The sequence below is a fragment of the Legionella bononiensis genome, from assembly GCF_016786215.1.
In the GTDB taxonomy this organism is placed as follows: Bacteria; Pseudomonadota; Gammaproteobacteria; order Legionellales; family Legionellaceae; genus Legionella; species Legionella bononiensis.
On the sequence record NZ_JADOBG010000022.1, the window covers coordinates 693,109 to 711,522 of the forward strand.

An 18,414-nucleotide genomic window follows, 5' to 3' on the forward strand; every position below is an offset into this window, starting at 1 on the left:
TCACGTGGGATGGTGAATCGTGTTCGAACGGTCCGGTTTGAATTCAGATGAAACTCAAACCGGACCGTTCTCTGATAGTGGTTAACCTTTTACCTCATTATTCTGCATCACAAGAACTTCTCATCTGCAATGAGCTGTTTTTGCGGCTAAAGGCAAAATACACAACCAAGCCAATTAACATCCAAACAGCAAAACGCAATAGAGTAATTAAAGGTAAATTAATTATCAAATACAAACAACTGACAATACCTAAAATCGGAACATAGGGCATGCCTGGAGTTTTATAGGGTCTGTGCATATCAGGCTGAGTTTTCCGTAAATATAAAACACCCCCACAGACAATGATAAAAGCAAATAAAGTACCAATATTCACTAGTTCAGCCAAAGTTGTAATCGGAGTGAACGCAGCAAATAAAGCCATTAAAGTACCACACAGCATGATGATACGAACTGGAGTTTTAGTCTTGGGATGCGTTTTAGAAAATATCCGGGGTAACAAGCCGTCTCGGGACATGGCCAAAAACACGCGGGTTAATCCATAAAATAAAACAAGCATTACCGTAGTTAATCCGGCTATAGCACCAACCCCAATCAAGCCAGCCGCTGTTTTATGTCCCAAAACCAGAAGTGAATGACTGATTGGTGAAGAGACATTGAGCGTTGTATAATGAGCAATAGCAGTAAGTAACCCCGCAACGATAATATACAGAATGGTACAAATCAGTAATGAACCAATAATCCCTTTAGGCAAATCCCGTTGTGGATTAATTGCTTCTTCTGCCGCAGTGGAAACTGCATCAAATCCAACATAAGCAAAAAATATCAACGACGCCCCTTTCATTACCCCTGCCCAACCAAAAGGCATGAATGATGACCAGTTTTCAGCGCGAACCTCTGTAGAAGCAATCACAATAAAAATAAAAATAACCGACAACTTGATTAACACCATTGTGTTATTAAAACGAGTACTGGACTTCACTCCAATGATCAATAAACCAGTCAAAGCTGCAATAATAGAAAAAGACAGTATATTAAAAGCTCCACCATCTTGAGGACCATGCAACAAATAATTTGGCACATGCAGTTTCAAGGCTAAAAGAAAATCATTGGCATAACCACTCCAGCCCACTGAAACAGCTGAAACCGAGATGGAATATTCCAATAATAAATCCCAACCAACTATCCAGGCGAGTAATTCACCAAATCCTGCATAAGCATAGCCATAAGCGCTACCGCATCCGCCTATAGAGGCAGCGAGTTCAGCATAGGACAGTGCGGCAAACGCGCAGGCAAATCCTGCTACAACATAGGATAATATTACGGCTGGGCCAGCCTGGGTAGCAGCAACTATCCCGGTAAGAATAAATATTCCGGCTCCTATGATAGCACCGACTCCTAACAGGGTAAGATCGAATACAGTAAGGCATTTGGCTAAATGAGTTTCAGTATCTAATGATTCAGCAATATCTTTTTTGCGAAACAAGTCCATGATAGTATGCTCTCAGGTTTATGACTTTATTTTAGCTCAACAAGTTAATCTGCGTTATTAAAATATAAAGTCCGGTTAACACCCATATAACTAAAACCTTTCACAATTTAACTCTATCACTAAATAATGGCTGGGAGAAACCCCACAGAGGTTAAAATTTGAATGAAAAGAATAATTTCCAGCATACTGATACTGTTTACATTAACACTGAACGCAGCCACTGAAGAGCCGAACAATACGTGTTCTCACTGGATATCTTTTCTAAAACCTGTGTGCCAACGTCTTCATCAAGTCTGGACTGAGGGAGATACCGACCTCTATTTTTCCGGTTATGCCTGGCATAACCGTTATACTTACAGTCCTGAAAAAATTAATTCCTATAATGAAGCGGCTCTGGGAGGAGGTCTAGGAAAAGGTCTGTTTGATGAAAAAGGCAACTGGCATGGATTATTTGCCCTTGCATTTCTTGATTCACACAGTGACTGGGAACCTGCTGCGGGCTATGCCTATTTAAAAGTAGCCTCACTGAACAAAGATCTAAAAGCTGGTCTTGGGTATTCTGTACTTCTTACAGCCCGCTCTGATATTAATAATTACATGCCATTCCCGGGCATTCTTCCCTGGACTTCAATTTTTTATAAAAAAATGACCATAGCCGCTACCTATATTCCTGGATTTAATAAAAATGGGAATGTTTTATATATTTTAGGAAAATATACTTTTTAATAAATTGAACACCCAACCTGATAAAAAATTAACTAGTCAAAATAGTTGCAACAGAATAGTCATCTTGTTAGTCTCTCTATGAATTTTAACCCTATGTAACAAGGAGATTGTAACATGATGTTCAAATCAAAGCTGGCCACTTTTGTTAGCGCTTTGGTCCTTGCCAGCTCTGTTTTCGCTGCTCAAGATAAACCCGAAGTATGTCCAGGCATGGCAGCCATACAGGCAGAAGGGATGACCAATGCTGCGGAAATTCTTGAAGGATTATATCTGACATTTAATTTAAGTCATTACGATACACCTTCCAATTGGGTATTTATAATGGGAGCAATTAATGCGGATTCTGAAGAACTAGCTATTGAAGAAAGCAATCAGGTTCTTTCAACCATGTCAGGCTCGCCTATTCCTGAAGATGATGGTGAGGGCAGTTGGGTATGTCAATACGAAACGAATGTCCCCGATATCTCTGCATTTGCAGTCCAGGCAGACGATATGATTTCCCCATTAAAGATGTCCAGATACCTCAGAAGACACCACTAAATCAAATACATGATTACGGAAGCTGTTTCTGCTTCCGTACATTTGATGACCCCAATATTCACCCTCGTTGATTGAAACCATGAACTTCTTTCATTTATAAATTATTTGTCTTCATTTTGGTGGTTAGTACAATAATGTGCTATGTTTTCTAAAGGAATACCAATCTGGATGATTAAAATGAAATCATTTGTTGAGCAAGCTCAATTCTATGCTGAATACCACCAAAACACGATGACTCGCTATACTCATATGGCCGGAGTACCCTTAATCATCCTGTCCATTATGATCCTTTTAGGGTTCGTAAAAATTATTATACCAGGAGTCTTTGGAACCAATCTGGCCTGTCTTACTACTTTAGTGGTTATGATTTACTACTACCGATTACATTGGCAACTCGCCCTGGCACTTACCCCAATTATGCTCATTTTATTATGGTTGGCCAGTTGGTTTAATTGTTACGGTCCGACCAAAGTAGGCCTTTGGGCTTTCTTAATCACTTTTGTTGTTGGTTGGGGATTACAATTTTATGGCCATTATATTGAAGGCAAACAACCCGCATTCATGGTTAATATAGGCCAGGCATTTATCGCCCCTCTCTATCTTACTGCAGAACTGTTTTTTATGGCCGGATATATGAAGGAATTAAAAGAGCAGATCTACGGTACTGTTGAAGCAGAAACTAAGCAATAGTTTACTTGAAGCGGTTTCTTGACTTTGAAATATTGAGCAGGTGCTATTGAAGGCATCCAGAGGATGCATCAATAACACTTGCTCAGTGAACTCGGCTCCTCGCTAAACTATTCATCTGCAAATTGCGGCATGACCAGTTTAAAGCAATGATGAATTTTATTATTCCGTTTAAAATCCTGATCTATAGTCTGACTGCTGATGTCTTGTATGGAATATTTGTCTTTGAGCTGAGGATCCAGTTTGAATTGGCGAAAATTCGTAGAAAAATACAAAACACCGTCCGGATTTAACAAACGCATTGCCGAGTTTATTAATGCAACATGATCTCTTTGAACATCCAACGTATCCGTCATCCGTTTCGAATTTGAGAAACTGGGAGGATCTAAAAAAATAACATCAAATCGATCTCTGGTCGTTTTTAACCATTCGCGACAATCAAATTGAATGAACTGATGTTTTGAGAGATCAATTTGATTTAGTCTAAAATTATCTTCTGCCCATTTTAAGTAGGTATTGGATAAATCCACATTTGTTGTTACTGCTCCAGCTAAAGCGGCATGAACACTGGCACTGGCCGTGTAACAAAAACAGTTAAGAAATCGAGTGCCGGCTTTCAATTGGGAAAATCGCAATCGCAAGGGTCTGTGATCTAAAAATAGACCTGTATCCAGATAATCATAGAGATTCACTATGAGTTTGGCTCGGCCTTCCGTCACAACCATCGAGTGTCGTGTCCTATCCATTTTTTGGTACTGTTCTGTTCCTTTCTGTTGCTTGCGTTGTTTCACTACCAATTTATCCGGAGCGATATTTAATGCCCTAGGCACCACCTGCATAACTTCAAGGCTCCGTTTTTCAGCCTTTTGAACAGGAATACTCGAAGGTGCGGCATATTCTTGCAATACAGCATAATCGTTATAAAGATCAATGGCATAGGCATATTCGGGTAAATCAGCGTCATATATCCTGTAACAGGAAATATCATTCTTGTTTGCCCATTTTTGCAAATGATTCCGGTTTTTTTCCAGTCTATTTAGCAACATTTGTGCATTGGGTGACAAGGTACTTGTCTGTGTACCTTTTAATTCATTTTCCGCAGTAATATCAAAACAATATAACTTACATTCGATAGGACCGTTAAATAAAGTATATTGTTTGCCTGCTCGTAAACCTATTGCCTTGGCAAGGATTGGATTTGAAGTGAGCACCGCAGCGTTCCATCCCTGATAATAACGATGAAGTGTACTGCCCAACTGTTGATATATCGGTACAAGCTGTGTCGTCTCACCCAACCGCTCTCCATAAGGTGGATTACAGACAACCAATCCAGCCTTAACTGTCGGCCTAGAGTCATTCACTGCCATAGTATTGAATTCAACTAAAGGTAATACACCTGCACGTTCTGCATTGGTACGCGCCAAGGCAATTAATTTACTGTCATTATCCGAGCCAGTAAGCTTAACCGTTAGTGGTTTTACCTGTTGTAAAGCCTGCACTCGTAATTTTTCCCAGAGCGATTCTTGGTGCTGAGCCCAATATTGCAATGAGTGATCCTGACGTAACAATCCTGGTGCGATATGCGCTGCCATCATGGCTGCTTCAATAACGAGTGTTCCTGAACCACAAAAAGGATCATGCAAACCATAGCCCTTAGCTGCCAATTCGGGCCATTTAGCACGTATCAACAGTGCTGCCGCGACATTTTCTTTTAAAGGAGCCGCTCCCGCCTTGCTACGATATCCTCGCTGATGCAGACTGTGTCCAGTTAAATCAAAACTTACTGTTAACATATCATTTTTTAAATGAGCATGAATGCGGATTTGTGGTTTTTCTTTGTCTACATTGGGTCGTGAACCATTTAAGCGACGGAAATGATCTACAATTCCATCCTTAACTACCTGAGCACCGTACATGGTATTACGGATCTGCTCAGAAGCACCATGAAACTCTATAGCTATAGTTTTATCATGTGTGAACACAGTCTGCCAATGAAATCCAGTACACAGTTGATGCACTGCTTGTTCATTTGCTGCATGACCGCTAAATAAGACCAATTGTATTCTATTGGCAATGCGTGACCACAAACACAACTGGTAAATTACAGGTAGGGTCGCTTCCCCATAAACACCTTGCGGACTTACACGAGTACTGTACAAACCTAACGACTTAAGTTCTTCCTCCAATAAATATTCGAGCCCCTTTGGACAACTTACAAATAATGAATAATTCATAATATAGAAGTCCTTAAGTAACGAAAAAGAGCCTTTGCTGCACCCGTATTTTTTTCCTTCAAATGATCATCAACTGCTTTTTTTATCAACTGCCTTAATTGTTGCACGTCTTCCGGTTGATATTGATTGATAAACTCAGTCAAAGCGTCTTTACCCTCATGAATCAATTTATCCCGCCATTGTTCAATTTCATGAAAATTGGCGGTAACTGCGCTGTCTTCTTCAAGAATTTTTTCATATGCCTCAAGTATTGCCTCATAATCGGCGGCACGCATTAGTTTACCGATTAATTGAGCCTGTCGTCGTTTGGCACCATGACTTTTAATCGATTTAGCATCCATAATTGCTTTACGCAAATTATCGGGTAGAGGTAAAGAATCTAACTTTGCCACGCTTAAATCGATAAACTTTACGCCTGTTTTTTGTAAAAAATCGGCTTCTCTTTTTTTCTGTGATTTACTGACTTGCTCATCCATAGTATGCACTGTTATCTAAAAATTGTGCTGATTATACTATATATGCCTAAAGCCTGATACTACAGGCTTTAGAGAACTTTAAACGATAAGAGTGACTGCTTCATCCTGGAGCAAATAAATCGGGATTAAATGCTTCCAATCCTGCTTCATCCAGCAATTGCCGAGCTTTTAATGCTATATAAGAATGAGTTACCGTAGTTGGATGCACATGATCCCAAAAGACATAGCCCTCGCAATTTAAAGGTTCTGCCTTGTTTTTGGCTGGCAATAACTCATAAATATAACCAGAAGCAGCCGCTTCTCTTAATTCAGGGTTATTCTTTATCATGTTCCACTGCTTGGACTTAAACCTGGGATCCAGTTTTTTCAGATAGGAATACAAGGCCTGATCATTGGGTCTGTATTGTACCAGCCATCCTGAATAACTGCCTAAATAGCAAGGGTCAGTCATATTAACAAAACCAAAATCTGAAGCATGAGCCATTGCTTCATTAAAAAAGGCATAAACATCAAAATAGACCAAGGTTACCTCAGGGTATTTAAGTCTTAATTCCTCAACCTTGACAGCCAGTTTACGATTATGAGTTTGCACCAGCTCGGTAAGTAAGGATTGTGTGCCCATCTCCTTAGCCTGAGGAACTTGCCCCAGATCCGGTATATTGGCAATAAAGAATTTATCCCCGCCATGACTGATAATGCGCTCAACCACGCCTCCAATTGCATCCACAACCGAGTCAGTGATCGATTCAACGTTAGTTGGCCCATTCAGATAATTGTTTGCGCCTATCCATATGGCATACAAACTCGTTTCTTTCTTACCGTAAGTATTCCAATAGAGATAATCGTTCAATTCCATAGTCAGGGTAATTGGCAATTTTTCTTTATAGGATAGTACTGCGCCAGCGCCACCTACCGCATAATTTTGAAATCCGTCCAGATTACCGTAGGGATAATAAGATTCAAAGAGCTGTTCTATCCAAACAGGACCATTAGAAAAATGCCCTTCAAAATAGGGAGGAGAGATGGGGATTTGATACCACAGAAAACGATATAAATTACCATTATCTGACATGCTGTCACCGAAGGTGACCATCGTATCGAATCGCTTGTTGGCAGCAAGACATGAGGTGAACAATAAAACCAATAACACACAGAGCATTTTTTTCATACAGTCTATCCTTGACTAAAAACAATTAATATTTATTCAGCTGTAGCCAATGCACCTGTCGATTGAACGAGGTTCCTGTTCGGTTTTGACCGAAAATAAGTATGTCCAATGGCAAGCAGATTATAAATTAATATAAATAATAACAGTGTATGCAACCAGGTAATCGTTAATTGAGTAAAAACAGGAATGGTTATCATCACCCCTAAACATCCAGAAAGACTTAAAATCAACGTTTTCTTTAGAGGTATTTTATCTTGCTGTAAAAAGACCAGCGTTGTAAGTGGTTGTTGCATTGCTCCAGCCGTCGTCATAATAGGAAAGGCAACAACGGGTGAAATATTCATTACAAACAGCACACCTTGGACCATAACAAATAAACCGACACCTACGGAAGTCAATGCGCCACAAATTACCAGAGCAAAAAATCCAATGACCAATTTCCATGAATGCAGCTCAATCAGATCACCGCCAACAGGTAATAGCCGAAACTGATGGGATATTAAAAGCGCGATGATTAATGCAAACGAACACATCATGGCTAGCCGAATGGCCTGTTTACTCAGCTGGCTTACAACAAAACCACCCAATAAACCGCCTATACAAGTTCCTGCGACCAAGGTTAATAAAGTGGTTAAATCCACATCAACCAAATGCATAAAAAATAAAGATTCAATGGCTCCGGGAATTACCTGAGCTCCATTATTCACTGCCGGCAGTTCATCATCTCGAAAGGTGCCTAATAATTTGGCCAAGGCAACATTTACAGCAAAACTGCCGACACCCAATGTATCAGCAATAAATGCGATTATGCCGCTAAAAGTAAGCTTGATGTATTGAGTTATCGATAAAGGAACGGAAGGTTCCCGGCGAAGTTTAATTACCATCACAGCGACACAGAACAAGCTCAAAATTAATATGCCAATGGTAATGAAATAAATGGCCATTCTGTTCTCAACACAAAATTAATAGTTATCCCTGATGAATTGCTAACAGAATACCAACTTGAATTTTAATCCTGTCGAATTTCAGGGTAATTATAGCTCCGTGATTATATACTAATTTCCATGTTCAGCAAACAACATTTAGATTAAAAAAAATCCTGAGTGCATCAAGCAAATACATGTATTGTGTTATAAAACAAACCCTCAATTCATTTAAATCAATTAAGGGTTAGTCTGTTTATACTACGCAGCTTGAAGTATCAATACCAACCTGACCAAAAACGGAGTGAATCAAAGCAGAATCTACACTTAAATCCCTGCCCGCATAAAGTACGCCACAGGCACCCGATTTAAAATCAGTTGCAGGAGTCCAATACTTCATATTGGCAATGACCATTAAATGGTAGGCTTTTTTAATACCGAGATCTTTGGAAAGCAAATAAAATGCTTTATTGAATACACCGCTCGCAGTGTGAACTATATAGTTTTGACGATCTTGAGGATTGTCTATTGTTGATTCTGCGAAAGCAACTAGCTCATCATAGCTGATAGCGCAATAGGCCCCATTACTTTGAGCGAGACTTTTATCCAGACAATCAGCCGAACTGCCATCAGAAGAAGGATAATCCATAAATCGCAACGCTTTTCCAAAGGCATCACGGATTATAGTCTCTCCAATACCCCAGGTTATTTCATCAGGTTGTAAGTATGCTTTACTGTACAAAAGAGGATTTTGTTCCAACAGATAAGCACGGGAAGCCTGTCCAGCCATATCCGATATGGACTCATTCAGAGCACCTGACTGATCATGGTATTCAAGACCTGAATGTTGTTCTGTGAACCCATGGGTTACTTCATGACCCGCGACATCCAGGGAAACCAAGGGATAAAAATCTTCTCCATCACCAAAGGACATGGCCTGTCCATCCCAAAAGGCATTGTCGTAATGTGTTCCAAAATGAACGCGCATGACTAACTTCATTGGCCGGCCATCAACCTGTTGCAAAGCATTCAATCCATACCAATCCTGATACATATTCACAATGGTATGACCAAAAAAATAAGCATCATTGCTGGGAGAAAAGGCGCCATTAATATTTTCTTCTACATTCTTATTGCAGGTATATTGAAAAGGGGTGTTGATTTTATTGTCCCAATCCCATTTGGAAGCAAGGTTAACTAATGTCACTTTGGAATTATCCATCACACATTGATTACCCATTTGAGTAACGTCCAATGCCGGCAAGCCATCCTTGCCATACCAATACTCATGAACCTTTTCATTTCCACCAGGACCACTATCCAGATAAGTTTTAATATTATTCCATTGGTTAATCACAGTACCGGTTTTGGCGTCGATAACAAAAAAAGGCCAAACCGGCTTGTCATGTTCCTGAATGCTTTTAAATGAAACTAAATACACCAGAGTTAACTCATCATCTTGATTTGGTCTGATCTGTAATTCGGTCGTTTCCTGCTGCGTGTCCGCTTTGGGGTTAACACTAAAATAGGATTTTTTAGCTAACTCCATCGCTTGTTGACTGCTGATAGTGGGCTTTATATCAATTTGAATATCTTCCATTAAATGCCCGTTAACTTCAGCATTTCCCTTGGTTAAACCGGCCTGCTTGCCGCTCTTGGTTATCATGATCTGAGCACCAATAACAGGGATACCCTTGTACATCTGTTGATAACGAGTAATTATCGCGTTGTCTTCCTGAGTTTGATTCATTTGCTGCAAAGAATTATTTTTGGGAGCGGTATTCAATGTTCGAATTGATTTAGAAGAATCTTGAGTCAGAGAAAATTGATTTAAACGATTAATAGGCGCCTGATATAAGTCCACTTCATTTGCTGCAAGAAGAGAAGGACAAGCAAATACAAAAAAACATAGAGCGATTTTTTTTAACATAGGAAGCATCCAAAAATTAAAAAACCGCTCCATAGTGTCATAAAAATAAACATGATGCAACATTTTTCTTCAGTAACTGATTAACCTGAATGCACTGAACTCATTAAAGAATTGAACTAACTCATCATATTACTATTTCTTTAATCTTAAATAAGCAATACCATTATTCGAGCAATATATTAAAATTGACCCGCTGAAAATGACCTGGTAGGGATATCAGCTTTTTAATCAAGGATGAAAAGAGTTATGAATTATATTAAAAACGGCGCTCTTATTGGACTAGGATTATTATCCTGCGTTTCAATGACTTTTGCTGGACCTCTTGAACTGTTCATACAAATACATCAGGAAAATAAACAACCATTACTCGCAAGCAAATCCATAAAAACATCACAATTCACACAACTTTTAGATCATAATCATCCTGAGTTGGGAACTTTTGCTCAGCGCTATTATATGGATGAAACCTACGGGCCAAAATCCACTGATCCGGTATTTTTCTATATCTGTGGAGAGTCCGCTTGCACTCCAAGAGCATTAAATGGCGCGATTAGAACTTATGCAAAAAAACATCATGCCAAAATGATTGCCCTGGAACATCGATATTATGGAGAAAGCTTGCCTCTAAACACCTTTTCAACACAAGACCTGCGTTTTTTGTCCACTGAAGCCGCTTTGGATGATTTAGCTTATTTCCAACGTCAAATGAGTAAGGACCGGAACTGGACTGGTACATGGATAGCTTTTGGAGGTTCTTATCCAGGCTCCTTATCCGCTTATTATCGATTGAAATTCCCCTATTTGGTTGCCGGATCACTTGCTTCATCGGCTCCGGTAATGGCCAAAGAAGATTTTTATGAATACGATGCCCACGTTGCTAAAGTAGCCGGGCCTGAATGTGCGGAACAAATGCGCGCTGTGGTACGGGAGGTTGAAGCGACTCTAAACGATGAAAATCAATTGAAGCAGATGAAGCATCTGTTTGAAGCAACCGAAGTCCATGATCCGGTAGATTTTCTGTATCTTATTGCTGATACAGGTGCTGCCGCGATTCAATATGGGATGAGAAATTCTTTTTGTTCGGCGTTATCTTCCAGCGAAACTCCGCTTATCGGTTATGCCGATTTTGCCAAAAAACTCTATAAAGCGATGGACGTGACCGCTGTAGAAATTACAGCACAGGGAGCAATGAGCGAAAACCCCGAAGCGTACAAAAAAGGGGTGGGTATGAGGCAATGGTATTATCAGTCCTGTACAGAATACGGATATTGGCAAAATGCCAACCCAGATTCCTCACTATCGACCAGGTCATCTTTAATTAATCTGGATTATCACCGGCATATTTGCCAACGTCTGTTCGGTTTGACGAAACCTGCTGATACCGCGGAACTCAATAATACGTTCTATTTTCCTTTAATGGATGATCTGGTGTCCAACATTTATTTTACCAACGGCGATAATGATCCCTGGTCTATGCTGTCACTATCCGAAATAAATGGTAATGCGGTGAATCTGAAGTTGACCTATCATTTAATCGAAGGCGCAGCACACTGCGAAGATTTACACAGCCCGGGATCTTCTGACTCAGAGTCGTTAATAACTGCTCGTAAAATTATGGATTCTTTATTGGAACAATGGCTTAAGAAAAGAACTTCAACCACCTAGCTCTATTTCTTATCGTTATACGTTTATTGCAGTTTGGACGTGCTGCTAATCGAGCCGTCTGATTTTATAAATCGTATGGTGTTACTATTAATTTGTTGCACTCTAAGGCATTTAAATTGTGATTTTCCATAAGCCTTGAGAGTGCGACAATATTGATTGTTTTTAATATACCAGGTTCCTGTCCAATTTCTTTTTTTGCCAAGCACATAAGTATATCCATTAATCGAGCCATTTTTATTCCACCATCCATAACCAGTAAATTTCACCACCCCATACTTACCGTAAAAAGATGAAGAACGGCCTGAAATAAGCGCTTTAATTTCATTAGTCGTAAGATATTGAGCAGCATTCACTGAGTTAATTGAGAAAAATAAAACCAGGATCATCGTTTTTAAGAAAGTCATCATGAAACCACCTGGCAACTAAATTAAAACATAATGATTAATTCTAGACCAGTAATTTCATTTTTCCAAGATACATTCAGCTGAAGAGGTGCCAACATCAATCCGATACCTCATCAGAATAGATAAATTCTTCCTGTAGTAATTTAAAATAAATCGTTTTCCCATCAACGCCTCCTCTTCTATCAACATTATTACCTCTTTTAATCTCAGTCTATTGGCAGTCGCTTTAAAACAACGCTATGATAAAAATGAACCAAGGAAAGGAAGGAACAGGTTATGGATACAACCGAACATACAGAATTAGGAAATGAATTAAGACTGGAAAACTCAGAAAACAATCCCTATTTAAGAATTGACGAATCAGGTGTCCTGCATCTTCGTTTGCAACACTTTAGTGACAATTACCTGCCTGAACCCATGGAATTGGAAATGTCCACTGGTGAAATCGTTGCTATGGCGGGGGATTTTTTTACTGAAGCGAATTGGACTATGGACCTGGATCTACCTAAATGCGATCACTATAAATCTGCAATTGATTTAGGACGATTCCTGATCAACCAAAAGTGTGACGCCAAGGAGGAAGCCGCATTAATCAAGGCCTATAATAATTTGGCTGCGCCTGATGTCAGTCGAAAGCAAATTGATACAATCTATAAAATTACCAACAGCAACTACATCCCGTTCTCTCCAACACTGGATTTTTACATGAAGCAACTGATGTATGTCCTTCGGGTTAAAAATTATGGAGAAATGGTTACTCGAAATCAGACTCACTTTACTCCCTGGTCTGTAAAAGTTTATGTATTAGGTCATTCTATTGCTTTAAGATACGCCCACCTGGCTTATGAGTTAAAGCAATGGGCAACAGACAGTAATTACCAATCTGAAAATCCTGATTTTCAATCGGTAAAAAATACTCTTTCAAATAAGAGTATCGCATCGTCTCATGACGCTTTATTTGATCTGGCGCATAGATATCATGCACAGGCTCTGTCAATGGAGTTCTTTACGTTTCATTACTACACCGATCATTTTGCTACAGGTCATATGGCGATGATTGGTGACTTGCGAAAAGTCTTGCAGGATCGTTTTGGTACCTGGGGAAGCATTTTAGCCAACAATCTACACGATGAAATAAATCGTATAGGCGTATTTACCATAAGACCCTATGATCCAACCCCTGATGATAATGAAGTCGCAACAAGGGCTCGTGGCGATGGGAAAATCAATACCTGTCTGGATCAATTCAATCGTAAAGCATGCATTGATGGAATGACTGCGTCAGTTAACGATATTAATGACGTGTTACATGGCGCTCCTGTTCCAGAGCAAAAAAACTTTGGCGGTCTGGAACACATGCCTGATGTTGATTTTAACTCCAGACAGCATCAACCTCTTTTTGTTTTAAGCGGTGAGAAAGTATTTTATCGAAAACATCTCAGTAAAATACATGTTTTATCACCAACAGAATATGAAGCGTTACGGGAAAACCCTTTAGAGCATGGTTATACTGAATTAACCAGCAAATGGGAGGCATTCAAACTGGTAACCAAACTTCGCTTGTTTCCCTATATCTACGAAGGAGAAGTACAACCTGTATCAGGAATTAAAAAAATCGAAATTCTTCTCGACGAACAAAGTAGAAAACCACAACGTCAGCCTATACCAGAAAGCAGTTGTACTCCAGAGGCGGATCGGACCGTTCTTGACTGGAGAACTAAAGCGTTCGAATGGGGAAATTTAAAAGACAGTATGGACGCGCTGGATGGATTAAAAAAACACAGCGTTTTAAAATTGAAGCGCGTTGAGAAACCACAGGAAACACCGGAATTACAGGAGGAAGTTACATTAGGAATGTAGGGACTTTTACATTTTTTCAGGTTAAATCATTTAAAAGCCTTAGGTACCGAGGGTTGTTCCTGATAAATAATTCGGCATAATATTGGAATTTTTATTAAATAAACAATTTCCAATATTATGCTAGAATAAGTTCCAATATCCATGAGGTGACTATGAACTCTGTTATCCAAATCTTATTATCTGCTGTTTTATTTGTGGTCTCGATCGTTCCCGGACATGCAGAAGTAGTTCTTAATGACATTCAAGGTCAAAAAACTCCATTTTCGGCACTTAAAGGCAAATGGGTATTCATTAATTATTGGGCTGGCTGGTGTCAAACCTGCCTGGATGAGATACCTGAGTTTAATCGTTTTTATCAACAGCATAAAAATGATCCCATTGCTTTATATGCAGTGAATTTCGATGCTTTGCCTTTGTTCGAACAAAGAAATCTGATAAGACGCTTTAATATCAGTTATCCCAGTTTACTTAATGATCCAGCCACTGATTTAAGGCTGGGAGATATAACAGGAGTTCCTGTAACCTTTATTTTCAATCCTAAAGGTCAATTGGTTAAAACATTGTATGGTGGACAATCCGTCGAAACGTTAAATCAAGTGATCGCAGACAACCCAGGTTAAACGAATCAAAACGGCCAGGAATTCATATTCAAATATGAAACACAGCCGTCAGATAGTTAAACGAATAAAATAACACCATCAGTTCCGTTTTAGGAGCCAACCTTGATGCCGCTTATTGTTGCAGAAAAATCCTGCATAACGATTTCGGATTGTGTCTGTGTTTTAAAGAACCGGTATTGACCGGTTATCAAATTAGCCATACCGAATGTAAGCACAGAGAGTACATCACTGAGAAAATTAACCAATGCCTGTTTCCAGCCTCGATGATCACTTAAAACGGGTAATGCATCTGAAACGGCGTCGATACAATTCTTCTGAAAGTCTTGCAAATTCGATTGATTGGGCTTACCTGAGTTAAGAAATACCTGTTCAGCACTCTGTAATCTTTCATACAAACTGACGGCTGTTTGAGCTGCTTTATCATAATGCTTATCAGTTTTCGCAGTTTCCTGTAATCTATCTCTCAAAGACTTCATCGTTTCCAGATGCTTTGCAAAATTAATCTGCACTAAAATTCTCTGTGCATCTAAATGAGACTTGATTCGTTCTTTGGCATGAGTTGCAGCAATTTCTATCGCTGCCCTTTTTTCGTTAACAGCTTCCGTTATATTTTGATGAAGACTGTTTAAACCCAGGGTTTTATGCGCTGATGTTACATCAGCTCGATTTTGGGTTATCGCGTCCAGTTGAGCAAACAATGATTTAACCTTATTATCAACGCCACCCAAGGTAATGACATCAGAAAAAGATACAGGTACCCTTCTGATTTGTTGTGTACAAGATTGTATTGCGTCATGAGCAGTGGATAAAGCATTAGTACGCTGGACTCCACACTGATAAATTTCTTGTCTTTTATTATCCAGTGCTCGTTGAATTTGGACATGGTTACGGCCAAAATAACCCAGAGTTTCTCCTGCTGTTCGCAAATCTTCTTTATGTTGGATAATTGATGCAAGTTGATTCCAATAGGATTCAGAGGTTCGACTGACATCGCGTAGTGTTGTTAATTGATTAAAATTGACCTCCAATGCATTAATTCGCTGCTCATAACGCGCAATGACCTGCAAGGCATTCTCCAGAACCTTCTTTGCTGACTCTGCAGCACTATAAATAGCCTGCCGTTTATCCTCAATAGCCTTATTGATTTCAGGATGTAAACGGCCAGTAATACCCAAAACATGTTGAGCGTTCACCACTTCATCATTCGGTACTGAAAGTTTATCCAGTTCCTTCAATAGCAATTCTGCTTTTTTATCCAGTTGATCTACAGTTTGACCAGACGCAAAATAAATTCGAATTGAATTAACCTGCTGTACCTGTTTTGCAATTACTGCTTTTGCCGAAGCAAAATAATGGTAATGTTCATGACCAAGTCGTTTAATTTCTCGCTTTTTGTGTTCCAGTTCTTCGCTAAGCAGGGCTACGCCAGGATGAAGCAAACCCAGGGAGTGTTTTGCAGCCTCCAAATCGGTCTTATGATGAATAAGCCCCTCAAGACCTGCCAGTAATAATCGTGAGTGGGAGTCAATATCTTTCTCACTTGTGACGTCTTTAAATGAAATCGAAAAATTTCTAATCGCGTTAATATAAGTATCGATGACATGAGTATCAGCAATAAGCTTCTCTTTCTTCAGAGCTCCAGCGTCTCTAATCTGATTTCTTTTTTGTTCCAGTGCCTGTACTAATTCTGGATGAGAACCAATCTCTTTACCTACAGCACGAACAGCTTCCTCAAGGTCAGATTTCAATGAGATTAAATCGTCAACCTGCCTGTTGAGTTGGTTGATTTGATAATCAATGGCTTTAACAGAATTACACGAATTAAAGTTCACTGGAAACTCCGTGATCCTCAGAATCCATTCATCGATAATACTCTGGGCCCTGCTTTCATCCATTTGCTCTTGTGTTGAAAAAAACCAACGATGAAAGTCACTATTAGGTTCTGTATACAAAGACTCAGTAAAATCCTTTAAGGGCATGTTGAATAATACCTCAATCCTTGCGCATACCAGGGTACTCAAGGCATTTGCCAAGGCTGGATTAACTGCATGTAAGGTAAATAACGCATTAAATAAGTGTCCCGGATTTTTTTTGTCCAGATCCTGAAGCAGCACGTTCAAAAAATCATTATCAATGATATTAAGATCGATCTGTTTCACAGCATCAACTAATGGTTCATTAACGCGTCCATTCATAAATATATAAGTAAATACCGCTTTCTCTAAAAGGTGTTTGGAATCAAATAATAAGCCTATGTCTTCCCGAGTAAAGAATTGTTTAATAAATAATGTGCGTAATCCCCCACATCGAGACAAGGAATTATCTGGGCCTTGAAAATAATATTGGGTCAGGCCAGTCTCTATAAGATTCCGTGCTTCTGCCATAGTACATGACACTTCTCGACTTTTATCGCGACAAGCGGCTTCTATGACCAGGCTCAAAAACTCAGGGTTCTTCAAGCGTTCACGCACTAAGGGTTCTGAGCTCTTATCTGCTATCAAACTACCTAGGGTCTTAAAATCCAGATCTGTACCCTTGGTATAAATAATAGAATTTAATTCTAAACTGGGTATCATTTGAATTAATAAAAAGATGAACTTATTTTTATCTCCTTGTGATAGCAAAATACAATCCAAAAGTTTGTTTTCATCACCCGGAGACATCACATCCAGAATGGATTCAAAATAAGGGATACTACGAAACACATTAAAGAAATCATTAACCGTATTCACATTCAATGGCGCACGAGTATGTTGACTGATTAGCAATTGATGAAGTTTGGGATTTTGAAAAACATAGCTCCCAACCTGGGTTGAGCATTTGAGTAAGACTTGAGTCAATTCATGATTTTGTGTATTGGTATTATATACGCTAAATCGATAGTTTCTTTTCTGAATCTCTTCCAGGCTAAAGATCTCACGCTTTTGATTATCATGGGGATTAATGAGAACAAAGTCATAAGAACCATTACTTTTTTGAATCACTTTATCAATTCTTAAAGCATGACGACCGTGTATGACACCATATCGATCGGGTCGACCATAGGACATACTGATATAAACGGGTTGTGCTGGATTAATCGTTTTTAACTTGATCATGTCATCAATATTATGAGTATCGTGAGCCTCAACACCGATGAATTTTCCCACAAACGCTGTAGATGACATGCTGTGCCTGGAGGGAATGTTATGCGCTGCAATACTGGCAAGAGGATTTTCATTAGGCCACTCCCCAGTGTAATAATAAGAGCTGATCCGCTCTATAATTTTTAGAGCCAAAGCATTGGTATCTACACCGCCCCAAGCTTCATCAATAACTTTTAATCGGTTCTTATCCATGAAGAAGACGTCTTCATTCGTTGCCGGATCATAATGATGAGTATACTTATCCTTCATTTTATCAGGATTAAAATTATTGGAAGTAGCGTAGATCTCAGTACGCTTAATTCTCAGATAGACTCCATCCTCTGTTTCGGTAAACAAAGATTTAACTAATTGTAAACCTTCATCTCCGGAGTTCATAATGCAATCCAGTGCTGTTAACAGATAACAATCACCGGTCTGACCTTGAATTATTGTGATAGGAGTACCGTCTTTGGGAAATAGTGGTGTCATTTTTTGTCCTGAATATCATAAAAGTCAATCTGTATCAATATTGATCATTATATAAGATGATTCTTATGAAAACCTTAA

At 39.2% G+C, this 18,414-nt stretch carries 14 protein-coding genes; 6 read left to right on the top strand and 8 right to left on the bottom strand.

All coding sequences use genetic code 11. The features are described from left to right. Positions 1-97: 97 nt before the first annotated feature. On the bottom strand, positions 98-1,489 hold the full coding sequence (locus tag IZU94_RS16520) for an amino acid permease (RefSeq protein ID WP_203113208.1): 1,392 nt from the start codon (positions 1,487-1,489) through the stop codon (positions 98-100). A gap of 162 nt (positions 1,490-1,651) precedes the next feature. Between IZU94_RS16520 and pagP the strand changes: the two genes are divergently transcribed. From pagP to IZU94_RS16535, 3 genes are all read left to right on the top strand, one after another. Next, the gene (gene pagP / locus IZU94_RS16525) at positions 1,652-2,215 is read left to right on the top strand and encodes a lipid IV(A) palmitoyltransferase PagP (RefSeq protein WP_203113210.1); all 564 of its coding nucleotides are present in this window, start codon (positions 1,652-1,654) and stop codon (positions 2,213-2,215) included. 114 nt (positions 2,216-2,329) lie between these two features. Beyond that, positions 2,330-2,755, top strand: a complete 426-nt coding sequence (locus IZU94_RS16530) for a DUF4949 domain-containing protein (protein WP_203113213.1) — start codon at positions 2,330-2,332, stop codon at positions 2,753-2,755. 177 nt (positions 2,756-2,932) lie between these two features. Then, a complete protein-coding gene (locus IZU94_RS16535) occupies positions 2,933-3,445 on the top strand; it encodes an Mpo1 family 2-hydroxy fatty acid dioxygenase (protein WP_203113216.1) in 513 nt (170 codons plus the stop codon). Between the two features lie 107 nt (positions 3,446-3,552). Here IZU94_RS16535 and rlmKL read toward each other — a convergent pair whose 3' ends face one another. The 5 genes from rlmKL to IZU94_RS16560 all read right to left on the bottom strand — a co-directional run bounded on the left by rlmKL (position 3,553) and on the right by IZU94_RS16560 (position 10,173). Beyond that, positions 3,553-5,676, bottom strand: coding sequence for a bifunctional 23S rRNA (guanine(2069)-N(7))-methyltransferase RlmK/23S rRNA (guanine(2445)-N(2))-methyltransferase RlmL (rlmKL, locus tag IZU94_RS16540; RefSeq protein WP_203113219.1), 2,124 nt, complete (start codon positions 5,674-5,676; stop codon positions 3,553-3,555). Continuing rightward, complete coding sequence (yjgA, locus tag IZU94_RS16545) at positions 5,673-6,152, bottom strand: ribosome biogenesis factor YjgA (protein ID WP_203113221.1); 480 nt, start codon at positions 6,150-6,152, stop codon at positions 5,673-5,675. The genes rlmKL and yjgA overlap by 4 nt, the downstream gene beginning before the upstream one ends. Before the next feature lie 100 nt (positions 6,153-6,252). Continuing rightward, positions 6,253-7,320: an SGNH/GDSL hydrolase family protein gene (locus IZU94_RS16550; protein ID WP_203113223.1), complete on the bottom strand. Its 1,068-nt coding sequence runs from the start codon at positions 7,318-7,320 to the stop codon at positions 6,253-6,255. Between the two features lie 32 nt (positions 7,321-7,352). Further along, a complete protein-coding gene (locus IZU94_RS16555; protein ID WP_203113225.1) occupies positions 7,353-8,264 on the bottom strand; it encodes a sulfite exporter TauE/SafE family protein in 912 nt (303 codons plus the stop codon). 235 nt (positions 8,265-8,499) lie between these two features. Next, positions 8,500-10,173: a M4 family metallopeptidase gene (locus tag IZU94_RS16560; RefSeq protein WP_203113226.1), complete on the bottom strand. Its 1,674-nt coding sequence runs from the start codon at positions 10,171-10,173 to the stop codon at positions 8,500-8,502. A gap of 246 nt (positions 10,174-10,419) precedes the next feature. Between IZU94_RS16560 and IZU94_RS16565 the strand changes: the two genes are divergently transcribed. Next, a complete protein-coding gene (locus tag IZU94_RS16565; protein WP_203113229.1) occupies positions 10,420-11,838 on the top strand; it encodes a S28 family serine protease in 1,419 nt (472 codons plus the stop codon). A 23-nt stretch (positions 11,839-11,861) separates the two neighbouring features. Here IZU94_RS16565 and IZU94_RS16570 read toward each other — a convergent pair whose 3' ends face one another. Then, entirely contained in the window at positions 11,862-12,245 is a 384-nt protein-coding gene (locus tag IZU94_RS16570) for a hypothetical protein (RefSeq protein WP_203113232.1), read from the bottom strand. 273 nt (positions 12,246-12,518) lie between these two features. On the opposite strand from IZU94_RS16570, the gene IZU94_RS16575 reads away from it, so the two are divergent. Both IZU94_RS16575 and IZU94_RS16580 read left to right on the top strand, forming a co-directional pair. Beyond that, positions 12,519-14,102 (top strand): type IV secretion protein Dot, encoded by a 1,584-nt coding sequence (locus IZU94_RS16575; RefSeq protein ID WP_203113235.1) that lies wholly within the window; start codon positions 12,519-12,521, stop codon positions 14,100-14,102. Positions 14,103-14,254: 152 nt separating this feature from the next. After that, positions 14,255-14,722, top strand: a complete 468-nt coding sequence (locus tag IZU94_RS16580; protein WP_203113238.1) for a TlpA disulfide reductase family protein — start codon at positions 14,255-14,257, stop codon at positions 14,720-14,722. Between the two features lie 89 nt (positions 14,723-14,811). Here the strand turns inward: IZU94_RS16580 and IZU94_RS16585 are convergent, their stop codons facing one another. Beyond that, positions 14,812-18,336 carry a hypothetical protein gene (locus IZU94_RS16585; RefSeq protein WP_203113242.1) on the bottom strand — a complete coding sequence of 1,175 codons (3,525 nt, stop codon included), beginning with the start codon at positions 18,334-18,336 and terminating at the stop codon, positions 14,812-14,814. Between the last annotated feature and the right edge of the window lie 78 nt (positions 18,337-18,414).

What these genes read in the sequence shown, in the direction of transcription:
- IZU94_RS16585 (WP_203113242.1), bottom strand. Translation starts at nt 18,336, where the DNA reads ATGACACCACTATTTCCCAAAGACGGTACTCCTATCACAATAATTCAA.
- IZU94_RS16530 (WP_203113213.1), top strand. Translation starts at nt 2,330, where the DNA reads ATGATGTTCAAATCAAAGCTGGCCACTTTTGTTAGCGCTTTGGTCCTT.
- rlmKL (WP_203113219.1), bottom strand. Translation starts at nt 5,676, where the DNA reads ATGAATTATTCATTATTTGTAAGTTGTCCAAAGGGGCTCGAATATTTA.
- IZU94_RS16550 (WP_203113223.1), bottom strand. Translation starts at nt 7,320, where the DNA reads ATGAAAAAAATGCTCTGTGTGTTATTGGTTTTATTGTTCACCTCATGT.
- IZU94_RS16565 (WP_203113229.1), top strand. Translation starts at nt 10,420, where the DNA reads ATGAATTATATTAAAAACGGCGCTCTTATTGGACTAGGATTATTATCC.
- IZU94_RS16535 (WP_203113216.1), top strand. Translation starts at nt 2,933, where the DNA reads ATGAAATCATTTGTTGAGCAAGCTCAATTCTATGCTGAATACCACCAA.
- IZU94_RS16570 (WP_203113232.1), bottom strand. Translation starts at nt 12,245, where the DNA reads ATGATGACTTTCTTAAAAACGATGATCCTGGTTTTATTTTTCTCAATT.
- IZU94_RS16560 (WP_203113226.1), bottom strand. Translation starts at nt 10,173, where the DNA reads ATGTTAAAAAAAATCGCTCTATGTTTTTTTGTATTTGCTTGTCCTTCT.
- yjgA (WP_203113221.1), bottom strand. Translation starts at nt 6,152, where the DNA reads ATGGATGAGCAAGTCAGTAAATCACAGAAAAAAAGAGAAGCCGATTTT.
- IZU94_RS16520 (WP_203113208.1), bottom strand. Translation starts at nt 1,489, where the DNA reads ATGGACTTGTTTCGCAAAAAAGATATTGCTGAATCATTAGATACTGAA.
- IZU94_RS16575 (WP_203113235.1), top strand. Translation starts at nt 12,519, where the DNA reads ATGGATACAACCGAACATACAGAATTAGGAAATGAATTAAGACTGGAA.
- pagP (WP_203113210.1), top strand. Translation starts at nt 1,652, where the DNA reads ATGAAAAGAATAATTTCCAGCATACTGATACTGTTTACATTAACACTG.
- IZU94_RS16555 (WP_203113225.1), bottom strand. Translation starts at nt 8,264, where the DNA reads ATGGCCATTTATTTCATTACCATTGGCATATTAATTTTGAGCTTGTTC.
- IZU94_RS16580 (WP_203113238.1), top strand. Translation starts at nt 14,255, where the DNA reads ATGAACTCTGTTATCCAAATCTTATTATCTGCTGTTTTATTTGTGGTC.